Consider the following 24,088-nt stretch of genomic DNA (forward strand, 5'->3'; position numbering starts at 1 on the left):
GCCTATTCCTTGGCTGCGTCTTTCAGCTTCTTATTCGCTTCCTTCAGCGCCTTGTTTTCCTTGGTCAAGGTGTCCACCTGTTCCTGGAGGCTCTTCAGCGTCTCCGGAGTGCCGGAGCCCGCCGCCACCAGCTGCTCCTTCAGATCCGCATTTTCGGTAACAACGGCCTGGTAATCTTTCCAGGATACGGTTTTGCTTGGGGACGTCTCCACCGTCTTGAGCTCATTCCCCGATACCTGAGCGATATCATACCCGAGCTTCAGGTATGTTTCCTTTTCAGCCTCGTCGATCTTCAGCTGCTTATTGCCCTTCACTGCGTACAGCATTATGCGCCACTTCCTTCCACGTTAATTTGGATTCCGTCAGCCTTCCGCTCGATCAGGAACAGGTCCGTATAGCGGCGGTTCTGGTACAGGTACCCGTCGCCGCCAGTGTGCGAGCCCGGTTCCCACAGGTAAATGGCCGTGTGCTTAATTGGAGCAATAACGGCGGATGGATGGATCAGGATCATGTTGATCTGCTTCGCGCCTACACCAGGCACGGCACCATTCGTGAAGTCATAAACGGTCTTCATCCGGCTGGATGGAACCTTGACCAGCATTACATCGTCCAAACGGGAAACGGTCCGATCGACCACGCCATTGTTAGCCGTAACCGTTACGTTCCGGCTGACCTTGTCCGCTTCTTTCAGCAGCTTGTTAACGGTAGGCGTTGTATACAGGATCCGGCCCTCCAGCGGCACCTCGGCTTCGTCCATGTTGAGCATCAGCTCGTCGAATACCTCCAGCACGTTCGAGGCAGTCAGCGCCGTGGTATCCGGAGTCTTGCCCAGCGCCGTGTAGTCAGAATACAGTTTGCTGTAGCGATACTTATCCAGCTCCGGGATCGCCTGCTCCGTTTCAAAGACATTCGTCGTGTTGGCCGCAGAGAGGATTTGATTGGTCTCGTCCACATCCATCGCATCCACGTAAAACTCAACATCACGATCAAAGGTGAGGACCTTTGGTTCGAAGTCGTTGCTCATGGCTTGGCGATTCCATCCGCCGGCCCGGTTGTGGTCTTTGTATCCGCCAATGTCCAGACGCGGAATCTTGATGGTTCTTGCGTTCATGAACATAGCATTCTGCGTGGTCAATCCCGCCGAAGTCAGCTCCTTGGAGTACTTCTGCTGCAGTACCGTTTGAAAACTATCAACGTAGTTATAAGGCATGTTTACATCGCTCCTAATTTAAAATGTAGTGATTACTTCGATTCAGCGACACCGAAAATCGATGCCAGCTGTTCATTCGTTGCCTGGCCGGCATTTCCGCCTCCGGCTCCGCCGACTTTGAAACCTGGCTGCTGTTGTAGCTCTTCAGCCTTGAACAGGAATGCCTTCGACTCCTGCAGCGTCTTCAGCTGCTCGTCCAGGCCGACGACCTTGTCCCCATCGATCACCAGCTTGCCCTTGTCAAAAAGACCGGCCACAAGCGCCTCGTCATGGACCTTGCCATTCAGTGCCGACTTGATCGCGGAGGTTACCGTGAGATCCTTCAGTTCGGACTCATACTTCTCCTTGGCTGTCTTGTTTTCGTTCTGCAGAGTCTCGATTTGGCGCTTCAGATCTTCGCTAGAACCGGCCGCCTTCTTCAGTTCCTCCAGCTGGCCGTCCCTTTCAGAGATGTCCTTCTCCAGCTTCTTCCGCTGTTCGGCCAGGTCGTTATACTGGCTTTTGGGGACGAAGTGTTTCGGGATCTCCTTATTCACATCAGAGACAATGCCGTCAATCTTCGTTTCCTCAACGCCCAATTTCTTTAAAAGCTCTCTTAACCAATCCATTTATCTCGACCTCCATAGATTTTTATAGCTGCTCTCCAGCTAAGGGAGCCGGCCGTTATGCTCCGGCCAACGAGCAATAGGCCCCGGCAGTCTCAGCCGGAGCCCAAAATCAAACGGGTACCTGTATCTTCTCGCGTCCCCGGTCTCTCCGGAGTTGTGGGTTTTCAGCAATGTGCGTGCGGATCCGCCCCTGCCATTCCTTCACCTTCGCTTCAGCTGCCGCCTCATTCGTCGGATTAATACTGCCGGCTGCACGGCGCTTATAACGCCGCACCTGCCGTTCCATGTACCGCTGCGCCTGTTCCGCATGATAGTTCTTCAATGCTTCTCGGGCATTAACTGGTGCCGGCATTGAGCTGATCCCAGGAATGTATGTGCTCTTGTTGTGTCGGCAATTCGGATGGAACAGACCATTGGCCATGGCGGTGCTAAGCAGCGGATACGGACCATCGCCGGGTTTTCCGCCACTGTAAACGTCATCGATGTACACCTTGCCTTGCCATGGGAGACACAGGTTCGAGCAATTATGATGAGAGGAAACTACAACGGTATGAATGCCCCACTCGGCTCGGCGGGCGCCTTCGCCGGCGAATACGGCGCGCTGGGACGATGTCCGCAGTGCCATCTCAGCGTAAGAGGCGATATTCATCCGCCGGCCATCCTTAAACTGAATGCAGTTGAAGCCTTTATTCAGGAAGTCCATGGTCGCCATGTCTATCGCCTGCCCAAGGGAGGAAGCGCCGCTATTGAGGTATACCTGCGATTTGAAGATGGTCTGCCGGTATACGTCCTCGGCCTGTCGGAGCATGGCAGCCTGGCCATTCTCCAGATCCTTCAGTACCGATTCGATCAGGGCATTCAGCCGTCTTTCATTAATAGCGAAGAAGCTGTCATCTGTTCCGTCGACTCGAGTCACTGGGGCCGTCAGCCTTCCGGACAGCAGCCGGGCTTCCAGCTGCTCCTTCTTGATCAGACGGTTAATGAGACGATCCACGCCGGACGCTCCGGACAGAAAGGAGTCCTTGATCAGTTCCTTGGTCCCATCGTCAATATCTCGACTGTGTTTCTGCAGCTGCTTCCGGATCTCCCGGCGGTATCGGCTTAGCGCCTGCAGCTTTCGCCGCTGCCATTGCTCCCACTCAAATCCTTCCTTCGCTTCTTCGTCCTCATGGCTTGCCAGGTTGCGCTTCATACTGGCGATCAGATCAAGCTCCAGCTCGGCAAAGATCTGGGCGATGTCATAGGGCCTCATGCCGTTTCATCCTCGTTGTCGTCGGCGCCTGGCGGTTGATCCCGGTTAATGCCCGGATCCTCGACCATGCCCTGCTCTTCCTTCAGCCGGCGGACCTCCTCCGCCTTTTCCTCATCGGTCCAGGTATCGCCGTACAGCTCGTCCACGGCCCGCTCGACGGACATAATACCGAAGGTCCGGGCCTTGCCGACCGTCTCCACCACGGAATCAAAGGAAGGGCTGGCATATTCCCCGAAGCTTACGCTGACTTCATATTGGCCGGCATTCCGGTTCTGCATTGTGTCATACACCTTCATGATCACGCTGATCAGCTGAGGAATGACCTCATTCAGCCGCTCAATGATCTTGCCGCGGGTGTACAGCGTCGCCTTCTCCTTCTCGCGCTGCGCCTCGGCATTGTCCGTCTTCTTCAGGTCGATGCCAAGCGTGGCCGGGCTGATAATGCCCTGCAGACACATGTCCATGGCCGACGAATACGAATTGACGAACGCTTCATACAGGATCTGCGGCTGCACCATATCGATCTGGCCTTTGGAATCCTCAGCTAGGCTGGAGCCAAGCTTGATGAACTGATTGTCAAACGGGTTTGGTCGCATCGGTGCTCCGTTTTCGGGATTCTTCGGGATCAGATCGTCGGGAATGTACTTCTGCACACGGCCCGCGCGGATCGCGTCGATCCATTGGCTGATGACCTCGTCCAGGGCGTCGAAGCTATCCGACTTGGATTCATAGATCGACTTGCCACGTCCTGGCCATTTCTTCGAACGGAAGAACATGAGCGGAACGGCCATCATAAAGTCACTGGTAAACGTGATTTCCGGCACCAGCTCGGCCGTCTCCGGCACCGTGGCCAGCGGAACATCTTTGCCTTCAGCATTCAGCAGCCGGCACCTAATATATCCCATGCCATAGGTCTCCTCCAGCCGATAATCCTTATCCCGGTATCGGTAATCCGTGAAGAATACGACCTCCTTCAGCCGGCCGCGATCGCGTCTGTAATCGACCTGGTCGCCGCTGTAGAACTCGATGATCGGGTATGGTGTCACCGCCGGATCAATCGTAATCTTGAACGCCCCATCTCCTACTACCAGCGCCTCCCCGATGCTGTCCCCCAGCAGCTCGTCAAACTTATTGTCCTCCGCGATTTCATTCCAGAGATCTACTTGTTGCTTGTTGCCGAGGTCAATGCCGTCCAGGTCTGAGATCACGATATCAGCAAGCCGTTCGACGATCATCGCCGGCAGACCCGAGTGGATCTTCCGGATAGAGAGATCCGCCGAAGGTACAGCAGCCCAAAACCGTGAACGGCTCACCGCGTCGTTCTTCGATTGCTTATAAAACTGATCCAGCTCAGACGGGTCGCCTCGGTACCACAGCCGATTCCGGAGCACGTTGGTACGGTAGCTGAACGGCTCGGTGATCGTGATGATCTGATTCTCCGGCGCTGGATTGATTCGCAGCATTTTCATCATCATGTTTTTAAACCACCCCATTTCTATACCTCCAGTCTGCGTTTAAACGGCTGCACGGCGTACTCGCTGCTGTCCAGGCAATCCACCGGATAGCTGCCATCGTCCGTCCGGACCCATTCGCCCTTCTGCCGCTCGTCCTCATCCCAGGTCGCGTTCTCGATGGCCTCGATCCACGGCTTCATGTGCTGCATGACCTTGTAGCGGCCCTGATTGATCAGAATGTTCGTCAGCCGGATCCGGTCGACGATGCCCTCCTTCTTGTATGAAGGGGTCACGGTAATGTGGATCCCCTGCCGCTTCAGCTCATTGGCCAGCGCCTGCCGGAACAGCTTATCCGCCGACTCTGCAAAGATATGAGCACACGCAAAAAAAGCAGGGTACGTTTCACCCCACTCCTTGATCTTGGCCACGATCTCCTGCGCATATTGGTTGTGCGTATAACCGTTGTCTTTGCCCTGCTTGTGGTAATAGCCATCCAAGAGAATGACTTCCTTATAGCCCACAGTATAGCCCGTCAGCGTGGCCACCGTAGCGTCTGTGCCGCCGATATCGATCCCGATCGAGAACTCCAGGAATCGTTTGTCTCTGACCTGGTCCCGCGTGACGATGACTTCCTTACTCGAGTATCCAGTATAGATGCGCCCGGTCGCCGCGGTGCGCTTTCCTTTGATGTCGGCCAGATACCATAGGCTCGTCTTGTCATACGTCCGGAGCAGATCCTTCAGCCGATCGTCGGGAATAGACAGATTATCGAACAGCGTGAAGTGCTCATAATTATAGCCCGGGTTCTCCCCGCGCTCCCTCAGCTCATCTTGGTAATCCAAGACGTCACGATAAAACCAGTGTGCCGGCGGCTTCGGGTTGAGATCGAAGAACAGCTGCCGCTTGCTGCTGGCCAGCGTTCGGTCGAAGACTTCCTGAACGAATGACTGATGACACTCGTTCACCTCGGTAATGTATGCCGTACCGTAAGAGTTACCTTTGATCAAGGCAGCGTTATTCGCCTTTCCTCCGCCGGCGATGATAACGACCTTCTCGCCGGTTTTGGTCTGGATATACAGAGCAGCGCGGTCCTTATACTCTCTTTCCCGGCAGCGCCCCGCAAACAGGTGTTGCAGGCCAAAGCCGTTCGAGTCGATCACATTCATCTTCGCTGCAGCCATAGACACACCAGCGACCAGGTGCAGCTTGTCCGGATGAACCTCCAGGCACATGGCATAGGCGATCAGGTTAATGATGTTCTTGCCAGCACGCTTGCCGCCTTCCGCCACATTGAGCCAGGAGTCTGTACACCGCCGGATATATTTAGCCTGCTTGACGTTTAACGGAGCGTACTCAATCATCATCGATCACCCTTGCCGGCACTGGATTGTTGATCAGATCGGCAAGTGCAACGATCTGAGCGTTCATATCCTTCGTGTCCTGATTTGGTACCTTTGCACGAAGAACCTCAATGCGGGCCTTTTGCTCCTCGGTAGCAAGGTCACTTATTAGCAACTTGTTCATGAGCTCAATAGCCTTCAGTTTTTTGTCTTGGATCCGGGTCAGGGCCTCCTCGATCTTTACGATATCATCGATCGGCCGAAATTCATTCACCTCGATCTGTGATTCGACCATCTCGGTCCTTGTGATGGGAACCGTCTTTGTTAGCCCGGTTTTCTCATCATGGACGGTCATTACGTCTTTGATCGCTTTGAGCTCACTAAGAACGCGACGCTGATTTTCCGTCAAGCCATTCATAAGCTTGCTGATCCTCTGAAGCATGCGACGTTCCCGGATGGTCAATAGCTTTATGGAATCAGCAGCCTGCTGGATCGGGTCAGTGGCAACCTGATCCAGCAGTTCCTGCTCATCATCTTCTAGGGCATCCATCCAAATAGATTCGTATTCCCCAGTCGTCACGGCCTTTTTGTTTCCGACTGGCCCGCCTGGACCGCCTCGGTTTCCCTTAGCATTGTTATTTCCATTTGGAGCCCCGCCCCTATTACCCTGGGCATTCTTGTTCCCTTTGGGGGCACCTCGTTTAGTAACGTTCCCTTTTGATTGATTGGTAACGTTACTATTCAGATCGGCAGCCCAATTGTCCTGAGACTTCCACTTACGAACCTGCGTCTCACCAATAGAAAGAGCGGCGGCGATGCCCTTAAGCTTCATCGTACCGCCGCTATCCAGCCACATCTGCTTTGCCTTGTCCCGATCAGGACTTCTTTCCCTCGCCATGCTACACCATCACCACCCCCAACAATTCGTGCTCCCCGTTATTAATTACTTGGCGACAGAACGGGTTCAGTCGTGTAAGTGTATCCAAACCGCTCTTGATACTCCTGCACAAGGGTATTCTTGGATTTAAGAGAAGGAAGCCCGTAGACATCCGCCCCCATACTTTGTCTTTCTACAACCTTACGATTCCAAACTCCAACATTTCCAACGCCTTCAATGACATTGAATAGCTTTTTGTTGCGGTCAACCACCACAAAACATGACGCATTTCTCTTATGCATCAGTGCACCTCCAAATAAGTTGTAAAGCCCTTTAGGCTCCCGATCACATTATAAGGAGCAGTCCTAGGTTTTTAACACGTTTGAAAGTTTATAGGTCATCCCTTTGAAGCTCGATATCTATTTCTATCAGCTTTTTGAGATCATCCACCGTCTTGATCTCTATACGTCCATCTTGAAAGTCCTTAACCCACCGGGCAATCCCAGCCTTGATGATCTTCCGATATTGGGCCTTTGATTCAAGGATGCCTTCCATGACGGCAAGCTCATGCTGCAGTAGAATATCTTTTTCATGTTCTGTTCCCATTTACGTATCCCTCGGCTTCCGTGTAGAATGGAATGCGAGATAGCGGATGTCAGCTAAATGCCGCGCGCGGCGGGCCGCTATCTCAGCCGGGGGATACCCTGGTCGAAGGGGAGGACGTGTCAGCGTCCTCCTTTTAATTTGGGATCAAGCCATTGAAGGTGAATCTGCTCTGCGATCCGGTGCATCATGATCGGCGGAACGCTCATGCCACAGACGTACGAAACGTCAGCATCCATGAAGTCGTAGTCGTTTGGAAAGGTCTGAATTCTAATTGAATCCATATCGCTTATTCGGCAAGGTTCATCGTTCCGAAGCATCCATGACGAGCTGGCCAGCGTATTCGAGACCTTCTGATCCTTGAGGATTATTGTATTATAATCGCTTGCCTTGCCATCCTCTCTTTCAGTAATATCCCCGATGCTCAAATCACTTGGGCGTTTCCGCTTCCACCTGTGGTATGTTTTCTTCGAAGTGTTTAATGGCTTGCCTTCACCGAAACGGATAGTACGGTAAAGGATCGGCGGTTCGTTGAATTGAAGCCGCAGCCTCGGTAAATCTTGATCTTGTCTCGAAGCAATAAAAAATAGGCGTTCCCTCTTTTGAGGTACACCCATCGTTGCTGAATTAAGAAGGAATAACTGGGGGCTATAACCTATCTCTCGTAGCCTGGATAAAACAAGGCTTACAAATCCCTTGGCTTTGCCTATCAGCATTCCTTTGACGTTCTCGGCCACGATAACTCGAGGCTTTAGCTTGTTCGCCACATCCAAGAAATCAAAGAATAAATCATCAAGCCGCTGTACTGCCTGCCCCTCCCGGAAAGCAAACTCACCTCCCCATTTTTCTTCCCGAGCCCCAGCTGTCGAAAATACACTACAAGGCGGTGATCCGTCGAGGACGTCCAGATCAAACAACTCGGGTGGCAGCTCGCTGTCCGGCAAATGCTTAAAATCCTGAATCGGCATCAAGAATGGAAATTGTGGTTTGTGATTTCGTCGATAGATACGCATCATCTGCGGATCAATTTCAACATTCCCCAGCACTGTAAACCCAGCCAATTTATAGCCCATTGTGGAGCCACCACCGCAGGAAAAGCAAGAAAACACGGTCCGTCCATGCTTCTCTACCTTGTCCAAATCCGCAAGCTTCCAATCCCAATATGGCCGCTTCATAGTTTGCCTGCCTTGTCAAAGATGAACCCGCAACGCGGACACTTGCAATCGAAATTGGATTCGTCGAACTCGGATACATCCAACTCACTGTTGCTGAAATCACCCAATTTATCCTCTGGCGGCTCTGAAAAGTCGGCTATCAATTTATTGATCTCCATATCATCAAACCCAGACAACGCCAATTCAGCCCCTGCTGTCTGCAATTCACCCAGCAGTGCGGCCAGTGCTTCCTCATCCCAACGTCCCGAAACCTTATTTAAAGCTAGATTAAGCAGGCGTTCCTGCTGATCGTCCAGGTTGACGACGCTGACGGACAGCTCCGTGCATCCCTGCTCGTGAACCATGATCTTATACCGTTGGTGCCCGCCGACCATGTTGCCGGTGCGTTCATTCCAAACGATTGGTTCAACATACCCGAAAGATTCAATGCTCTGACGTAGTTTCTCGTACTCCGGGTCGCCCGGCTGGAGATCCACGCGTGGGTTATATGCTACCGGGTTGATCAGATCGATCGATATAACTCTGATGTCCATTGTTTGCCTCCTATTTGAGTTGAGTTGGTTTCTCCTATACTTGCATGCAAAATAGAGCCGTACAGCTATTCTACGGCACGCTCCCGTCTGTTTCTCTCCATTTCCCTCGACATGCAAAGGGTAATGGCTAAAACAAGCTTTTATTTGGTCTAGAGAGCAAAACAAAAGCACCCGAAGGTGCTTTTGTTTCAGTTGCCGTTTTATAAACTAATCTGATGTTTCAGTACTCTGATGCTTGTTTGCTAGTTCCATCATTTTGGTATAATACTTTCCAGGAAAAGTAAGGCCCACACCGTGAACTCTTTCGTTTTTTGATGGATCAAAATTCAAAAATTGCTCTCTACTTTCACATTCGTAGGTAGCGCCAAAGGCAGTGAATTCCCCTTTATGTTTATACGGTCTACCTAATAGCTTAATAGCGCGAACATAACCCTTCATGCAAAAGTCATCATTCTTAACTGGGGGTAAATATATCAGCATATGGGATTCAGTGAAACGATATTCCATAGTGTTATCACTAATTTGTATTCACCTCCAAACATCTGCGAATATACCACCATATTAGCATCGAGTGCTGTTTGAATTCAAACTCTATATGGTATAATTTCCAGAAAAAGAATACGAGGTGTTACATGAATGGATTTAATTTTGGCCCTGTTATAGTATTAATTATAATCCTGGTTATTGTTGGGATAATGGCGCTTAGGAGACGACGTTAGAAATTATTCCTATTAAGAAACAAATCAGCCCCAGGCCCGTAGTAAAAGGACTGAGGCTGATCTGTTTTGTATAACGTTTATTCAACAGTAAAATCAAAAGTAGAATCAACATTTGCTGCAAAATCAGCAGTACCAGCTATGAAAGGCGTGTCGCAATCAGGCGCAACCCAAGAGAATTCTCCGTTTGTATCCCAGCACCAGCCCGTAAGTGTGGCCGTATATCTTCCACTTTTCAGATTAACGCTTACCTTACCAGATGTTGTGAATCCAAAGAAATTATCCCCGATAGCCTCATATTCTGTCACATAATTACCAGTTGCGTAATCGGTAATCGTAATTGTGCCGGTAAAATTATAATATATACTGTAGCCTGGATTGACAGACCACCAAATTGAATTAGACCCTTGCTGTTCAATTCTTGCTGTTCCTGCATTCCCTTTGCACAATTTATATGGTTGAACAATCAAAGACTCTTGAATTGCTTGTGTTGCTTGATCGGTATCGTAACAAATCTTATCATCAGACTGAATCTGAGGAGTGGTGCTCTCCTGCGCCGAAGGCTGTTCAGCAGGATCAGCGAAAGCTGCAGGAACAATAGCCACCAAAGACAAAATAACTGCTAACAACATAGAAACTAGTTTTTTCCTCATGAAACGAAACACCTTACCTTTCTATATATGATTTTTATGTACAAAAAACAATATATTACATACTTAGTATATTTGTAAAGATATTCCTGTATTTGAAGAATTGATATCTTCTTTTAATACATGGGTTTAGATATGTAATATTACATATGAGGCGAGAAGAGGTACGCCCCGGTTATCCGCTGCATTGGCTGCCGTGCGTGTCATTCTCGCCTTTTTCTATGCTTACATCCTATCACGGGAAAACCGTCATATGGTGCTCAACTTGGGGTCAGTTTACGTTCAAGTTGTGCTCACTTTAGAGTCAAAATTCCGTTATGGCACCATCCTTATAATTGTCGCTCCCCAAATCACTTTTTAGAGTGAGAGAGCTTGTAAAGCTGCCTGCCAGCACCCCTAAGAGTAGGGGGAAAAGCCCTCAATACCTTTATGGGAGTGGTTTTTATGAAAAAGATTATATTTTGGTGCTATCTGAAAATGTTGTTGTACGGTGAAGAGATTGTAGAATTAATCGTAGACTTAGCCACGTCCGGGGGAATCACTTGGATCGTGGCTATTTCTTTGCTCAAATTTGGTTGCATGATATGGAAAAAAAGAGCGGGTAAATAAAACCCGCTCTTAAAACTCCACATTATCTTGATCAAAGAATCCCATCAATTTTAACGTGTTAGCCATACTCTCAGTGCCGTCAGATAGCTTTCGACGAATAGTGCTGTCACTCAGACCGTGCCGGAAGAAAAGCAATGTCTCCTTAAAAGAAAATCCTTGAATGTACCTGTAATCGATCGCTTTCTTCTCGTCGTCGTCCTGGATGAGTGACCAGGCTCTCCGCAATTGCTGAGTATAAAATCGATACTGCTGATATACCCAGCGCTGCTTCTCGATCAGAATCGTGGCATTAGCGGTTTTATCCGCATGCAGTTCATCCTGATCGATTCGGCGAGCCGTCTCTCCATCAATCGTAGTTTGCTTCAAATCGTTTTCAAATTCCTCAAAATCCTGCATCAATGAAATCATATTCGTGTATTTACTGAGCAGGAATTTCGTCCGCTGGATCTCTTCTAGATTTGCTTGTGGGAAAAGCTCCCCTTGTCCCCATGCCATCGCCATTCCCCTCATTCCCCTTTGTATGATATATTGGGTTTAAGGAAATGTTTACCACGCATTGACCCCCGCGCCGGCCAAGGTATTGGGGGTCTTTGCATTTTTACCGATTACCTGCAGAGTCTCTGATATTCCCCACGCTTACACCCCCAAGGACTGCAGCTCAGACCCTTCGGTATCTTCAAGGGTCACAGTGACCATTCCGTCCCATTGTTCCCGGATCTCTTTGGCTTTGGCCATAACTGCTTTCTTCTGCTTTGGCTGCAGGACGATGTCCATCGCCTCCAGATAATGTTGCTCAGCCTTTGCATATGCCCTGGAGTGGATGAAATTCATCCAACTCCAGAACTTATTATTCGAATAGGTCTTCACTTTTTGAAACGCCCGCCGGCGCTGTTCTTCAGTCATCGATTTCCCCTCCTATGTTTAGGTAAAGAGGGGCGGCTTACGCCACTCCTCCGTCGATCATTTGCTTCTTGACAGCGTCTCTGTACTTCGTGAGCTTCGCGTTCAGCTGGCCAGTGGTCATTCCGATGTCTTTAGCGATACTCCCCCAGGTCAGCCCCTGGTTTCTTCTCTTGTCGAAAAGGTCGGGAAAGTCGAGGGGAAGATCCGGGAAGGACGGGCGATGCTCTAGGATGTATTCCTCGACGGCGGACTTGTCGATTTCGATGTTGGCATCCTGCTCCCCATCAACGCCTTGGTTCTCCACTTGATCGTCCTGGCTCTCGGCCCCGCCTTCGGACTCGAAATTCATCTCTGGCGTATCTGCAGAACTATCACCGCCGGAGGCCTCCTGCATCCATTCCGGAAGGTCCGAGTCGGCATCAGCGTTACCCTCGCCCATGATTTCCTTCTCATAATCGTTCAGCTCGTCATCACCTGCAGGTGTATCCCCTACTGGGTTGTCGGTTTGTTCCTCACTTTGACTAGCGTCACCCTCAGCTGCAGTTTCCTCGGTAAAAAGCTCCCCCTGATTCTCGTCCTTTTGCTCCTCTGGCTGCTGGATCGATGTCACGACTCCGGATGCATCTGCTATAACCCGACGCCCGCCGGTGTAAGGCTTGTACATATCGTCTTCCTCATCAAAATCAAAAGCCATTTGCGGATCCCCAAGGATAACGTGAATCTCCTTGTTCAAGCTGCTAGTCAAGAACTCCAGGTTTTGCTGAGCAACCTTGTGTGGAATGGTCAGCTTGAGCTCAACGTCCTTGTCACCGAAAACAATCTTCTTATCAGTAGTAGCCATAAATTTCGCAAAATTTTTCCCCATATCGATCACGTTCCCTTCGAATTTTTATAATGATAAGTCCTTGATCTTAACTTCGATGCGCGGGCGGCCGCTGTACCGCTTTTGAGCAAACACTTCGACGACCTGGCTGTCATCCTTCCAGATAACGCCCTTCAGCGCATCCTTGACGCCTTTGAGATAATTGTCGACGTCTGGCTTAGACGTCGGTCGGATCTCCCCTGCCTCTGCAGCAGCTGCCTTTCGTTTGCTAAAGCTCTTAGGCATCGATCGGTAAATGGTGAGCATCATCCCGATCGGTCCTTCGAGCAGCGAAGGCGGCGCATATTCAGCTGCAGCCAGCCGGACATAATCCTTGTAATCGCGTGACTTGGCAGGATCATAGAGTTTAACGAATCCGCCAGCGGTTGATGCTCTTGGTCTTCCTTGAGCGACCGGTTCGCCGTATACCACGAACTGGATCATAGGGTGTTGCCTCCTTTACTCGCAATCACGCCCACCGGCGCTTTTTGATATTGGTGACCTTCTTTTGTTCCTGTGGCTGCGGCCCATGTTCAACATGCTCCCGGGAACGATTCACGAATTTATTGAATTGCTTCATGAAGACCAACTCGACTGTACCCACCGGGCCGTTCCGTTGCTTGGCTATGATGATCTCGATGATGTTCTTTTTCTCGCTCTCCTGATCGTAGTAATCGTCTCGGTAGAGGAAGGCAACAATGTCCGCGTCCTGCTCGATCGAACCTGACTCCCGAAGGTCGGACATCATAGGACGCTTGTCCTGGCGCTGCTCGACCCCGCGGCTCAGCTGAGATAAAGCAATAACCGGCACGTCCAATTCCCTAGCCAATGTTTTCAGCGTCCGGGAAATTTCGGATACCTCCTGCTGCCGGTTCTCCGATCCGCGGCGTCCGGCAATCAGCTGCAGGTAGTCGATCACAATTAACCCGAGACCTTCCTGTTGTTTTAGCCGGCGGCACTTCGCCCTGATATCATGGACCGTCACACCTGGGGTGTCATCAATCCGGATATTCGTCTCCCCGAGCTTCCCCGCCGCAGTCGCCAGCTTGTTCCAGTCTTCCTCGGCCATATCACCCATCCGGAGCTTGCTAGCGTCCAGGTTCCCCTCTGCACTTACCATCCGTGTTACGAGCTGTGCTGCAGACATCTCCAAACTAAAAATCGCGACGGGCTCCTTGATTCGAGACGCCACGTTCTGAGCGACGTTTAGCGCGAAGGCTGTCTTCCCTACGGATGGCCGGGCTGCCACAATGATCAGATCGCTGTTTTGAAGTCCGGCTGTGATTGCATCTAAATCCGTATATCCAGTCTCAATCCCCGTTACCTGGCCTGTCTTGAACACCTCAGATTTGGTTTCCGTTGTCTCGATCACTTCGACCAGGACATCATTAATTTGCTTGAAGTCACTTTTGAACGCCGTGCGATCAGCCAGCGTCGTAGCTACTTGCTGCGCCGTTGTTACAAGGTTCTGAATGTCTTCGCCTGCAGCTGCAGCTTGAATGCCTGCGTAACTTGATTGGATATATTCTCGAATCACAAATTTGGATTGTACTTCAGCGACATAAGACTCGATGTTTTTTGTCTTCGGTACCGAATGTGCCAGTTTGGAGAGATACGTCACGCTGCCTATGATATCCAGCTCGCCGCGGTCCTGCAGGCGGGAAGTTAACGTCACGAGATCGATCGGATGCCCATCATCCGCAAGCTCCCGCATACGCCGAAAAATGGTTCGATTCGAATCGTGAAAGAAGGCCTCCGGTGGTAATGCCTCCGCCTGTTCGTAAACCTCCGGATCAATCAGGATCGACCCAAGCACCGCGCACTCCGATGCTAAGGAATGCGGCATCGGTAGGGGCATTTCAGCAGCGGCCGAGTTTTGCATAGATAGCCTCCTTCCAGCCTGGCGGCGGCGGGCAAGCTTCCAGTTTGGCTCTTGCGCGTTCCTCGAAGTATTCCTCCGTCGCCGTTTTCATCCGGCTGCGCTCCATCTGCTCACCGACGCTCCCGCGGATCTCCGCGATGTTCGGCGGGAATTTACTCGTCCGTATGTGCTCGTCTACGTTCTGCAGTGCCCGCTCGTATGGAAAGTCTTGCAGATACTTGAAATGGCGATCAACGCTTTCCGCGCTGGCGTCAAAGGTCGGATAGTTTTCCTTGAGGATAATGAGCAAATCAATAACCTCTGCTCTGTTCACGTTCGCGTTCCTCCTTCGCTCGTCTGCGTAATTCTTCAAGCTCTCGTTGCTGCTTGGTCATACGTTTTGGCTGTTCAGGTGGCATATGAGCTGGCTTCGTTCTATCCGGCTTGTTCAATGTAGCCAGATGATTCTGCCATGCCTCCTGGATGCCCTCCACGTAATACAAAAAGCTCTTAGGTAATTTGAAATTGGCTCCTTCACGAATTCGCTTGGCCTCAAGCAGGCTCTCCATAGTTCGGATGGTAAAAGGGTTAGGCGTACCTCCGGCGACCATCTTACCCATGGCTTCGCGTTCGTTTGCAGAAACGTGGATATCGAATTTGTTATGCAGTTTGCAATAGGCATTTAAAATTTGGATCATGCTACCTTCTGCTTGTTCATCTGGTTCGATGTCATCAGCAGTAGTAGTAGCAGTAAGATCTTTTATAATATCTTTTAGATCAGACATTTTTGTCTTATCACTAACCGACTGATCGGACATTTTTGTCTGTTCACTTTCTTTGTGATCGGACAATTCTGTCTTATCACTTCGGACATTTTTGTCCGCCCACTTTTTGGAGTTTCTGACTGATAGGATCAATCCTCTGGGAGCCCTGGTCACTCGTATGTAGTGATGATCTTCTAAGGTGTCCAACCAGCGGCTCACTGTTTTGTCGTTAACTCCAAATCTTTCAGATATGTCTGACAGCTTCATAGGCTTGTTCCCAAGGACGATGCCCCAGACTGTTCCCTCTTCTTCCTTCTCGAATGTCGTGGAGCTCACGCACCAAAGGAAAAGCCATATCGCGCTGCCTATTTTCTTGTAGTGTTCTGGCTCCAACAATCCGGAGTACATCGGAAAAGGGTAACTGCCATCGGGCATATTGCTCATCCCCTAAACTTGCTTATTTCGATCGTCCCGAAGGTAAACCATCGGGTACTTCACCTTGACTACGGTCCAGCCGGGGTACGCCCGGGCGAAATATGCCCGGGTTTCCCGTTTGAATGCTTCTGGATCCGACTGCATCAGCCGCCAAATCCCCATGCCCATCATGCTGCGTAATAGGACTGGTTGCGTTAAGTGGTTCATTCAAAATTCATCTCACCTTGTTCTTTTCCATCCTGAGGTTCATCACCAACTCGATAATCCTCAGGCGTAAGATCAATTGGAGGATCTTCCTCATTTTCATTGTTAAGTGGAGGTATAGCCTCGATTTCTTTGCTATAGGCATCCTGCATTTCGATCGAGAGGATCCCCCACTTCGAAAGCATGTTACGAATGATTGTCTTTTTGGCCATTGCATCATAATCTTTCTTCCATCCGAAATCAGACTTGGAAAATTTCTTTCGGTGGGATTCAATTTGCTCTCTTGTCCAGTAAACCGACTTTCTGAACCCATTGATCAGTTCGAAGTATCCCGCATATCCAATAACCGCATCAGATTTTCTTTTTTCAAAATCGAGCTCCAGGGCCTCTGTTAGTGGATTCCATTTCACAAGTTCCCCTTCATACACTTCAATAACGTTTATAGCTTTGTACTGCCCGGTTCTAAGGGCTAGCTGAATATACCCCTTGTATCCCAGCTGAAATTGGGCCTTACCGCTATATGGAACAATCCACGCATAGCCGAGGTTCTTGTCCACTGGAAGGTCAAGCGTTGCTGCAACGATGCAGGACGAAATGACACTCATGGGCTCGGCTTTTTGAAGCATTGCGTCCGAGTTGTACAGGTTCACGATCGACGTCATATATTGCGCCGACCGCTTGTCCAGCAGCTCATCAAAACGCTTCTTGATGGCCGGTGAGTTAAGCAGTGCTTTAAGGCTTGTCCCTTGCGTTGACGGTGTACTTGCACCAGCAGCGCGCTCTTGCAGTTTGTTCTCTAATAAAGCCTTTGCCATTTAGTCCTCCTCACTTCACCACGAACCGTCTTGAGTTGGTGGTAACGGCGTATTCTTGATATAGTTTGGGGTGTTCTTTTTTTAACCGGCTCGTGTCCAGTCTGGTCGTGCTGGTTGATTTCCAGGTCACTACAGGGTCACCCTTGAACAGTGCGGCCTCGTTCTCCCCGATGATTGACTTAAGCTCGTTTTCCAAGGCTTTCACAAGCTCTTCAGCTGCTTTGGCATCTTCCTTAGCAGCTCGAAGACTTTCTACCAATTCGGCTTGTACTGCTGTAAGTTCCAGTTCGCTAGCCGGCTTGGACTCGGGATACAATTTGTTCAAAAGGTCAGTTGATGCCTGGCTACCATCGAGCGCTGGCGGAATCCCCTTCAGCACGTTCTCTGTCCAGAACTCCTTCTCAATTTTGATCAAAGAATCGATAATACCCGGGTTGCGTTCAACGTACCGAAACTCAAATCGGTTCCCACCGATCAATACGGCGAAGAAACCGTAATTCATGCCCAGAACCGCCAGGTAATGCTGTAGCTGAATTGCGTATTCATCAGGCACTTGGTCGCCCTTCCATTCGTCCGCCTTATATGCGCTTGCCGTTTTGCATTCCAACACTCCACGGCGCTTATTCTGATCAGTAATCAGACGGTCGACGTTACCCAGCATCCAAGGATATTCGGGGTGCATGTACATCTTGTTGCTCCGCTGTACCCGCAAGCCGGTGCGCGCAGCAAACTCCTTCGCTACCAGGTCTTCGAGCTGCGATCCCCAGTAGGCTGCTTCTCCCGCTTCTTCTGGCTGTACTTGCCCGGTTTTCTCCATAAAGACAGATACAGGGGATTTGTACCGATTCAGCCCAGCTACAGCAGAGGCATCGCTTCCACCAATCCCCTTTTGCCGGAGCTTTAACCAATCCGATCGTTCAATTCCCTTTGTTAGGGCCGCCACATTCATTGCCAAATGGGTAACCTCCCTTAGATAAAATCATGAATTCTCAGGCCGTTATATTTCATCGCATCGGGCCTCCAATCAGCGGCTGCCTGCAGTTCAATTCGAAGCTGTTCGTTTTCCTCTTCCAGCGACCGGATCCGCTCCAGGGCCATTTCCAGTTGCTCACTCAATGTCACCTTGATTCCTCCCTTGTGTGATTTGCCCCCGTCTGCTAATATGGGGTCAAGTAAATTTTATTAAGTGCCCGATATGACCCGTTGCCGCGGGTCATTTTCTATTTCGTCGTGTTCGGCAATGGTCTGCCACTCGACGATTACAGGGCAGTTCTCTATGCTTGCAATCAATTCGCCGTTTTCATCAAGAACCCAATACTCCGAATGAATATGATCTTCGTATTCATCACTCATATTTTTGATCTCAATGACATCCCGGCCGTTCAGCTCGGTGCCCACTTCGTAGAATCGCGGTGGACTGCAGACGACCATAAGCTTCTGAATGACCTCCATAGGGCTGCGACCTCCTTTCATATTTGATTGATGCGTCAGCCGCATCTTCCGACGCCGAACAGGAGAAAGGTTAGAAAACTGTCCGACGCCGGAAGACAGGGCCGAAACCTGTCCATTATCCGATTTGAGCACGCATTTTCTCGACTTGTTGGTGAACCATTAGTACTTCTTCCAGCGGCAGCTCCCGGAGGGCGGCCGCGGCATTTGACCATGAGAGGAACGCGCTATCTCGTTCTACCCAAAGCCTTTGGAACTTTGGGCTTTCCGGCCCCTCTGCCTCCAGAACCCGAATGATTTCGTCCGTGTTGCTCTTCATCGACTGTGAAATGGAAAAGTACGCATGGGCCATTTTCATGGTTCTGTTCATGCTGTCTCCCCCTTGCCTTTTCGATTCTCAGAGGCTAGAATAGACGACAAGAGATTTCTTAGCTGGGATCTCAGACGAAGCGCTCGGCCTGCACGCCGTGCGTTTTTTTGTGCTTTCTGGTCGTTCTTATGTAGACGAATCATCATTTCAAGGAACTTGATGTTCTTGTCCAGATCTTCAGGATTACAGATTACAGGGTTACGTTTGATCAACTTCAGATTGTGCTTCGCATGCTTTGCGACAAAGCGGACTTGCTCTTCTATTTGCATTCAAATCCCCTCACTTCACGTATTTTTTAGATTTCAGATAAGCACGATGTTCCTTCCAGGCACCCATCCATGAAAAGCAATATTCCTTACATAAGACGGCTACATAGTGAGTCAGGGCAGTTATTGCCTCTACGCATTCCATCATTGTGAGCTTGATCTGTTTTAAATCTGCCTCGTCCAGCTGATCTTTGGTCTTGGTTATTGGTGCCTTCATCAGAGAATCCAATGCTTCCCTGATCTCTTCGATCGTCTTCAGGTGGACGCTTGATTTATGTAGATCCACATTGTTCAGCCAGGGGACGAACGCGCCATGCGTCACTTCCCCAGCTGCCGCAATGTATAACTGTCCGTCATCATAATGTTTGGTTGTGGATGCCATTACCTCTTTTGATGGCTTCCTAGTTCCCTTAACGATCTTTCCGATCAGTGAGGCATCTACGTGAGCGGCCGCCCCAGCTGCTCCTCGACTTTCTCCATTTCTTTTCAGTACCTCGTCAAGCGCTGGTCCAAATTGGTTTTGTCCGATTGCCATGTTTATCCCGTCTCCTTTGTCCGATTTATAAGGAGATGACGGACAAGGATGTGATGTATTATTTAGTTGTGAGCAAAACCTTCCCCATGTCATCCCCTTCGCCGCTGGTAGCTGGTACCGCTCTGGCGGCTTTCTTCTATCCTTTTTAATTCCATTTTTGAATCTTTCAGAAGGCGTTTATGTTCTAGCTGTGATATTGACTCATGATTGATTGCATAATTCGGGAGTGCCTGGTCAAGCGCAACTTCCATTCTTAAATTCCGAAGGATCACTCGAGTTACCGTTGCTGATATGCAGGCTGCCCTTGAGGATTCACGCATCCATCGGAATCGTCTCATCAATATCACCCCCCTGATGCAACTCTGTATTTTTGGCGAAACCAGTTAAGAAAATCTCCCCAGATGAGACGTTTCTGTCTTTCTCCTCCGAGATCGTACAGAGGGCAACCAGGTTCACTTACAATGTCGTAAGCCCTTTGTTTTTCGATTTTTAAGCGCTTAGCCAATTCAGGAATCGTTATGACATCCGTTTCTGAAAATAGTGGATGATCCAAGTTAGATCACCTCCTCTTTTGTTGACTTAGTCCCCATTACCGTTTTGGCAACTTATTCGACAAAAAAAAGGCTGTCTATCGGCACCTGAAATTCATCTGCTACTTTTGCCAATGCCTCTGCTGGAAATTTACCTCGACCAATTTCAAGATAATAGTAACCATTCGGGCTTTCATATCCCAAAGTTTTCGCCATATATTCCAAGGACAATCCGGCTTTTTTTCTGAGATCCTTAATCCTTTCCAAGTTGACACGCTTCATATGTCTCACCTCCGTATATTACCGAATCGGTAACTATTGATTTAGATTATATATTGCCATTTCGGTAATGTCAACATCATATATTACCTTTTTGGCAAATATGTTTTATTACCATATTGGTAATGGTAATATTGCTGTATCCTAGTTAATGAGGAGTGCCCTATGCAAAACCTGGGAGACCGTATTAAATACCTTAGAGAAAGAAAAAAACTCGTACAGAAAGAACTTGCAGAAAAAGCCGGGTTAACGATTGTTCAACTTTCTCGCTATGAAACAAATGATCGAAAACCAGATCCTGATACCTTAAAGAGACTTGCCGACATCCTTGAAACAAGCGGAGACTATTTACTTGGCAGAACTAGCGATCCGTCGCCTGCTCCAAAGCAGAGTTTGGATGCTGATGAGTTAGCTGAATTTGAAGCTTTTATTAACGATCCTGAGAACGGGATATTTTTTAAAGATTACCTCAAAGCTCCTGCGGAAAGACGTGAGGAAATGAGGATGATCTTTAAGATCCTGCAAGAGAAGGAAAAGAATCGTAAACCAGGGGATCGTCAAGGGGAATAGCCATAAAGCCAGCAATGGCTTTTCTTTTTAACCACAAGCCGAACATACATTCGTGTTACAGGGGGAGTTCAGCATGTTTGAACAATATCGAATGACTGATTTAGAAAAATTTGTGGAGGAATTGTACATTCAAAATGGCATTTGCAATCCATATCAAATCAATATAGCTGATCTATCTTCAAGGCTAAACGTTTGGGTGCATTTCGTAGAGGCCAAAAGCCGGGCGGTGGAATCGAGAACAGGCCTTCGGAGCATGTTTATTGACAGCCGGCTGACGCCTGAGGAGCAACGTATGGATTTTCTTCATGAACTATGCCATTTGCTCCGGCATGTCGGGAATCAAATGGTATTGCCGGAGTTATTTACTGAGGCGCAAGAAAACGAGGCAAAAAACTTTGTTTATTATGCGGCCATTCCATTTTTTATGCTCAGAACCATGCCGATCCCCATCAATAGACAAATGGCGATTGAATACATAGCTTTCAATTTCGATGTGACACTTCGTTTTGCCGAGAACCGTTTGTCTCAAATTGAACGTCGGATTCTTCAGGCCCAATTTGATGCAGTTACAGCAGCAGCTCAATCTGCCTCCTGGAATGAACCTACGAATGACGAGCCTATTAATGGCACCAATGTTTACGCCTATTACGATTCAACATCTGATGTCTCTGGGCCATCCCAACTTGTTATTGAAGCTGACGCAACTGCCGTAGAATCTGCAGTGGATTTCTTGTTCTCTGTTGACGGCCCTTTTGATCGCTTGGATCAGGAGGATTTACCAAAATACAGCCACAGCAAGCGTCTCTTTGCTCAGGATCTAATTTATAAAGACGGAAAGATCGGCATCAATTTTGCTGTCTTAAATATCAAATATGGGCGAAGTCAGCAGTATGTTCTCCACATGAAGGATATTGAACGAGCTGTTTATATGAAGAAATACTTCTAAAGGGAGGCACAAATCATATGAGAGGTCATATAGCCAAAAAAGGAAAGAAATATTATATCGTAATTGACTTGGAACGAGATGAATTGACAGGCAAGAGAAAGCAAAAATGGCTATCGGGATATGACAAGAAGAAAGACGCGGAAAAAGCATTGCCGGACGTTCTATCCGATTTTATGAAAGGAACATTTGTTGAACCCACAAAAAAGACATTTGGGGAAATTATGGAGTCGTGGCTGGAGGACAAAAAAACATCCGTCAAGCACGGAACGTGGAAAGCTTATGAATGGCTGGTTAATTCACATATTATCCCCAACCTGGGGAATATACAGGTCACGAAATTAAAGCCCCAGCATTTGCATGATTTGTATCATAAAACACTGAACGGTAAGTTGTCAGTTGGATCAATTAAAAAAACTCACGTCCTTATCCTGGATGCCCTGAACCGAGCAGTTATATGGGGAATGATTTCTCAGAATGTAGCCCAGTATGTTGATCTTCCCCAAGGTAAGAAGAAAAAATTTGAAGTCTGGAATGAAGATCAGCTCAGATTGTTCCTCGACGTCGCATCCAAAGATCAGTACTACATGGCATTCGAACTCGCAGCATCGACCGGTATGCGGCAGAGTGAAATCTTGGCATTAAGAAGGGTAGACGTGGATTTAATAACCAAAACAGCTTCCGTCCGCCAAGCATATACTTTGGCCGAAGTCGGCCATGACTTTGATGATACGAAAAACGACAGTAGCGTACGTTCTATTGCTTTATTTGTGGATACAGTCAAGCTCCTAGAATCGCACTTTAGAAAGCAGGAACATGAACGAGCAACCAATCCAATGTATAACGATTCTGGTCTCGTCATTCAAACCAGTGCCGGTACCCCACTCGGCCCGCGTAACCTGATGCGTCATTATTACAGGATATTGGATTCCATTATAAAGGAACATCCTGACTTTCCTAAGATCCGCTTTCACGATCTGAGACATACTCATGCGACATTGCTGCTGAAGGCTGGAATACACCCTAAAATCGTTCAGGAACGGCTTGGGCATAGTTCCATCAATGTAACCTTGGACACCTATTCGCACGTCCTCCCAAACCTTCAGGAATCGGTATTAAAAAACATTGGCGATTCGATCACCGGAGCCCGACTAAATACCAAAGAACCCACTTTACTTAAGTAAAGGTTAGAAGAATGTTAGAAGTCCGCCCGAATTCACAAAAAAGACGCGGTCTCCGAAATCCGGAAACCCGCGTCCTGTAAGGCTTATGAAAGATGCTGGTGAAGGGAATTGAACCCCCGACCTACGCATTACGAGTGCGTTGCTCTACCCCTGAGCTACACCAGCGTGGAAAATGAAATTTTCCGTCAAACAAAAACTATTATACAACTTCTTCTCCAAAATGCAATACTTCATTGCGATTGGAATTTATTTCAATTTGTCGCGGACCGATTGCAGCTTCTGGGCGCTGGAAGAGGCTTTGTCCCGTCTGTCGTCGATTTTGACCGAAGTGGATACGCGCTGCGCGCCGGCCAGGAACGGTGCTTCGTGAAGGGCCGCTATCGCCTGCCATACATCCGGAAGAGCCCCCTCGATGATCGTGCTCATCGACGTCAGCTCGTAGCTGATCCCCTTCTGCTCCGCCAGCACCTGCTGCATTTGTGCCACATAGGAGCTCAGGCTGGTCGTTGCCGTTCCGATCGGAATGATCGTTACCTCTGCAATTGCCATGGTCGTGCGCCTCCTTTATCCTTTTGCAAGCGGATCGAACTTTATTCCTAATTTTATTGTACCCGACCGCCTGCGGAATCGCAAAAGGATAGCCCGCAAAATTTTTTATTCGCGTTTTTCCTGCAAATTCCGCCCGATTTCTACCTTTTCAGCCCCCTCTAGAGGTTAATCTCCAATGGTTCACAGTAGCGCCCCGGGGGTCCATCTGGTATAATTCTCATTGCTCGTCTTTTAAGAGGAACTATGTTTACAAACACAAGATATTGGGTTAAATTAGTATGAAAGCAACCAAATATAGTGGAAACAGGTGAACACGGCTGAATTTGCCAGGCGTTCATAATAGGGAAGCACGGTGTGAATCCGTCACGGTCCCGCCACTGTAACCGGAAGGCCGAGAGCTCCGAGCTTTCGGCACGATATCGGCTAAGGCCACTGTCCGTCAATGCGGACGGGAAGGCGCCGAATATCGCATTTTCGGGAGTCAGGAGACCTGCCTGTTTTGTCTCACGAAAGGCCTACGAGGAATAGGTGCGTGATGCCAG

Annotated in this window: 32 protein-coding genes, 1 tRNA gene and 1 riboswitch; of the genes, 3 read left to right on the forward strand and 30 right to left on the reverse strand. The window is 49.0% G+C overall.

Translation table 11 applies throughout. The annotated features are described in order from the left end of the window. Positions 1-2: 2 nt before the first annotated feature. The 28 genes from C7820_RS33520 to C7820_RS21615 all read right to left on the reverse strand — a co-directional run bounded on the left by C7820_RS33520 (position 3) and on the right by C7820_RS21615 (position 20,303). Positions 3-326: a hypothetical protein gene (locus C7820_RS33520; protein ID WP_181909148.1), complete on the reverse strand. Its 324-nt coding sequence runs from the start codon at positions 324-326 to the stop codon at positions 3-5. Then, positions 326-1,210, reverse strand: a complete 885-nt coding sequence (locus C7820_RS21480) for a capsid protein (RefSeq protein WP_116232783.1) — start codon at positions 1,208-1,210, stop codon at positions 326-328. The genes C7820_RS33520 and C7820_RS21480 overlap by 1 nt, the downstream gene beginning before the upstream one ends. 32 nt (positions 1,211-1,242) lie before the next feature. Then, complete coding sequence (locus C7820_RS21485; protein ID WP_116232784.1) at positions 1,243-1,818, reverse strand: phage scaffolding protein; 576 nt, start codon at positions 1,816-1,818, stop codon at positions 1,243-1,245. A gap of 109 nt (positions 1,819-1,927) precedes the next feature. Further along, a complete protein-coding gene (locus C7820_RS21490) occupies positions 1,928-3,070 on the reverse strand; it encodes a phage minor capsid protein (RefSeq protein ID WP_116232785.1) in 1,143 nt (380 codons plus the stop codon). Next, positions 3,067-4,563, reverse strand: a complete 1,497-nt coding sequence (locus C7820_RS21495) for a capsid protein (protein ID WP_116232786.1) — start codon at positions 4,561-4,563, stop codon at positions 3,067-3,069. The genes C7820_RS21490 and C7820_RS21495 overlap by 4 nt, the downstream gene beginning before the upstream one ends. A gap of 2 nt (positions 4,564-4,565) precedes the next feature. Continuing rightward, positions 4,566-5,888, reverse strand: a complete 1,323-nt coding sequence (locus C7820_RS21500) for a PBSX family phage terminase large subunit (protein WP_258875343.1) — start codon at positions 5,886-5,888, stop codon at positions 4,566-4,568. Further along, complete coding sequence (locus tag C7820_RS21505) at positions 5,878-6,762, reverse strand: phage terminase small subunit-related protein (protein ID WP_116232788.1); 885 nt, start codon at positions 6,760-6,762, stop codon at positions 5,878-5,880. Before C7820_RS21505 ends, C7820_RS21500 begins: the two co-directional genes overlap by 11 nt. A 41-nt stretch (positions 6,763-6,803) precedes the next feature. Next, positions 6,804-7,043 (reverse strand): hypothetical protein, encoded by a 240-nt coding sequence (locus C7820_RS21510; protein ID WP_116232789.1) that lies wholly within the window; start codon positions 7,041-7,043, stop codon positions 6,804-6,806. Between the two features lie 88 nt (positions 7,044-7,131). Further along, positions 7,132-7,347, reverse strand: a complete 216-nt coding sequence (locus tag C7820_RS21515; protein ID WP_116232790.1) for a hypothetical protein — start codon at positions 7,345-7,347, stop codon at positions 7,132-7,134. A gap of 119 nt (positions 7,348-7,466) precedes the next feature. Continuing rightward, a complete protein-coding gene (locus C7820_RS21520; RefSeq protein WP_116232791.1) occupies positions 7,467-8,519 on the reverse strand; it encodes a DNA cytosine methyltransferase in 1,053 nt (350 codons plus the stop codon). Beyond that, entirely contained in the window at positions 8,516-9,052 is a 537-nt protein-coding gene (locus tag C7820_RS21525; protein ID WP_116232792.1) for a ParB N-terminal domain-containing protein, read from the reverse strand. The genes C7820_RS21520 and C7820_RS21525 overlap by 4 nt, the downstream gene beginning before the upstream one ends. A 796-nt stretch (positions 9,053-9,848) precedes the next feature. After that, entirely contained in the window at positions 9,849-10,421 is a 573-nt protein-coding gene (locus C7820_RS21535; RefSeq protein ID WP_116232794.1) for a hypothetical protein, read from the reverse strand. A gap of 615 nt (positions 10,422-11,036) precedes the next feature. Continuing rightward, positions 11,037-11,528: a hypothetical protein gene (locus C7820_RS21540; RefSeq protein WP_181909149.1), complete on the reverse strand. Its 492-nt coding sequence runs from the start codon at positions 11,526-11,528 to the stop codon at positions 11,037-11,039. 135 nt (positions 11,529-11,663) lie between these two features. After that, a complete protein-coding gene (locus C7820_RS21545) occupies positions 11,664-11,930 on the reverse strand; it encodes a hypothetical protein (RefSeq protein ID WP_116232795.1) in 267 nt (88 codons plus the stop codon). 37 nt (positions 11,931-11,967) lie between these two features. Beyond that, positions 11,968-12,795: a hypothetical protein gene (locus tag C7820_RS21550; RefSeq protein WP_116232796.1), complete on the reverse strand. Its 828-nt coding sequence runs from the start codon at positions 12,793-12,795 to the stop codon at positions 11,968-11,970. Between the two features lie 24 nt (positions 12,796-12,819). Next, positions 12,820-13,236, reverse strand: a complete 417-nt coding sequence (locus C7820_RS21555; protein WP_116232797.1) for a RusA family crossover junction endodeoxyribonuclease — start codon at positions 13,234-13,236, stop codon at positions 12,820-12,822. A gap of 25 nt (positions 13,237-13,261) precedes the next feature. Next, entirely contained in the window at positions 13,262-14,674 is a 1,413-nt protein-coding gene (gene dnaB, locus C7820_RS21560; protein ID WP_116232798.1) for a replicative DNA helicase, read from the reverse strand. Beyond that, positions 14,652-14,987 carry a replicative helicase loader/inhibitor gene (locus tag C7820_RS21565; RefSeq protein ID WP_181909150.1) on the reverse strand — a complete coding sequence of 112 codons (336 nt, stop codon included), beginning with the start codon at positions 14,985-14,987 and terminating at the stop codon, positions 14,652-14,654. Before C7820_RS21565 ends, dnaB begins: the two co-directional genes overlap by 23 nt. Then, positions 14,965-15,852 (reverse strand): MarR family transcriptional regulator, encoded by an 888-nt coding sequence (locus tag C7820_RS21570; RefSeq protein ID WP_181909151.1) that lies wholly within the window; start codon positions 15,850-15,852, stop codon positions 14,965-14,967. The genes C7820_RS21565 and C7820_RS21570 overlap by 23 nt, the downstream gene beginning before the upstream one ends. Positions 15,853-15,864: 12 nt before the next feature. Beyond that, positions 15,865-16,059, reverse strand: a complete 195-nt coding sequence (locus C7820_RS21575; RefSeq protein ID WP_116232801.1) for a hypothetical protein — start codon at positions 16,057-16,059, stop codon at positions 15,865-15,867. Continuing rightward, the gene (locus C7820_RS21580; protein WP_116232802.1) at positions 16,056-16,871 is read right to left on the reverse strand and encodes a recombinase RecT; all 816 of its coding nucleotides are present in this window, start codon (positions 16,869-16,871) and stop codon (positions 16,056-16,058) included. Before C7820_RS21580 ends, C7820_RS21575 begins: the two co-directional genes overlap by 4 nt. 10 nt (positions 16,872-16,881) lie before the next feature. Further along, positions 16,882-17,820: a YqaJ viral recombinase family nuclease gene (locus C7820_RS21585; RefSeq protein WP_181909177.1), complete on the reverse strand. Its 939-nt coding sequence runs from the start codon at positions 17,818-17,820 to the stop codon at positions 16,882-16,884. Positions 17,821-17,840: 20 nt separating this feature from the next. After that, on the reverse strand, positions 17,841-17,993 hold the full coding sequence (locus C7820_RS33525) for a hypothetical protein (protein WP_181909152.1): 153 nt from the start codon (positions 17,991-17,993) through the stop codon (positions 17,841-17,843). 60 nt (positions 17,994-18,053) lie between these two features. After that, the gene (locus C7820_RS21590; protein WP_116232804.1) at positions 18,054-18,323 is read right to left on the reverse strand and encodes a hypothetical protein; all 270 of its coding nucleotides are present in this window, start codon (positions 18,321-18,323) and stop codon (positions 18,054-18,056) included. 115 nt (positions 18,324-18,438) lie between these two features. Continuing rightward, positions 18,439-18,690: a hypothetical protein gene (locus C7820_RS21595; RefSeq protein WP_116232805.1), complete on the reverse strand. Its 252-nt coding sequence runs from the start codon at positions 18,688-18,690 to the stop codon at positions 18,439-18,441. Between the two features lie 279 nt (positions 18,691-18,969). After that, positions 18,970-19,491, reverse strand: coding sequence for an XRE family transcriptional regulator (locus tag C7820_RS21605; protein ID WP_116232807.1), 522 nt, complete (start codon positions 19,489-19,491; stop codon positions 18,970-18,972). A gap of 343 nt (positions 19,492-19,834) precedes the next feature. After that, positions 19,835-20,044: a hypothetical protein gene (locus C7820_RS21610; protein WP_116232808.1), complete on the reverse strand. Its 210-nt coding sequence runs from the start codon at positions 20,042-20,044 to the stop codon at positions 19,835-19,837. Positions 20,045-20,096: 52 nt separating this feature from the next. Further along, positions 20,097-20,303 (reverse strand): helix-turn-helix domain-containing protein, encoded by a 207-nt coding sequence (locus C7820_RS21615; protein ID WP_116232809.1) that lies wholly within the window; start codon positions 20,301-20,303, stop codon positions 20,097-20,099. A 162-nt stretch (positions 20,304-20,465) separates the two neighbouring features. Between C7820_RS21615 and C7820_RS21620 the strand changes: the two genes are divergently transcribed. The 3 genes from C7820_RS21620 (at position 20,466) to C7820_RS21630 (ending at position 22,997) form a co-directional block, all read left to right on the forward strand. Continuing rightward, positions 20,466-20,870, forward strand: coding sequence for a helix-turn-helix domain-containing protein (locus C7820_RS21620; RefSeq protein WP_116232810.1), 405 nt, complete (start codon positions 20,466-20,468; stop codon positions 20,868-20,870). Between the two features lie 73 nt (positions 20,871-20,943). Continuing rightward, the gene (locus tag C7820_RS21625; RefSeq protein ID WP_116232811.1) at positions 20,944-21,816 is read left to right on the forward strand and encodes an ImmA/IrrE family metallo-endopeptidase; all 873 of its coding nucleotides are present in this window, start codon (positions 20,944-20,946) and stop codon (positions 21,814-21,816) included. A gap of 17 nt (positions 21,817-21,833) precedes the next feature. Further along, on the forward strand, positions 21,834-22,997 hold the full coding sequence (locus C7820_RS21630) for a site-specific integrase (protein ID WP_116232812.1): 1,164 nt from the start codon (positions 21,834-21,836) through the stop codon (positions 22,995-22,997). Between the two features lie 93 nt (positions 22,998-23,090). Here the strand turns inward: C7820_RS21630 and C7820_RS21635 are convergent. Beyond that, a tRNA-Thr gene (locus C7820_RS21635) sits at positions 23,091-23,162 on the reverse strand. Positions 23,163-23,243: 81 nt separating this feature from the next. Next, positions 23,244-23,546, reverse strand: coding sequence for an MTH1187 family thiamine-binding protein (locus C7820_RS21640; RefSeq protein ID WP_116232813.1), 303 nt, complete (start codon positions 23,544-23,546; stop codon positions 23,244-23,246). A 288-nt stretch (positions 23,547-23,834) separates the two neighbouring features. Then, positions 23,835-24,058, forward strand: a riboswitch (cobalamin riboswitch). The last annotated feature ends 30 nt before the right edge of the window (positions 24,059-24,088 follow it).

The organism is Paenibacillus sp. VMFN-D1 (assembly GCF_003386155.1).
GTDB lineage: Bacteria > Bacillota > Bacilli > Paenibacillales > Paenibacillaceae > Paenibacillus_AQ > Paenibacillus_AQ favisporus.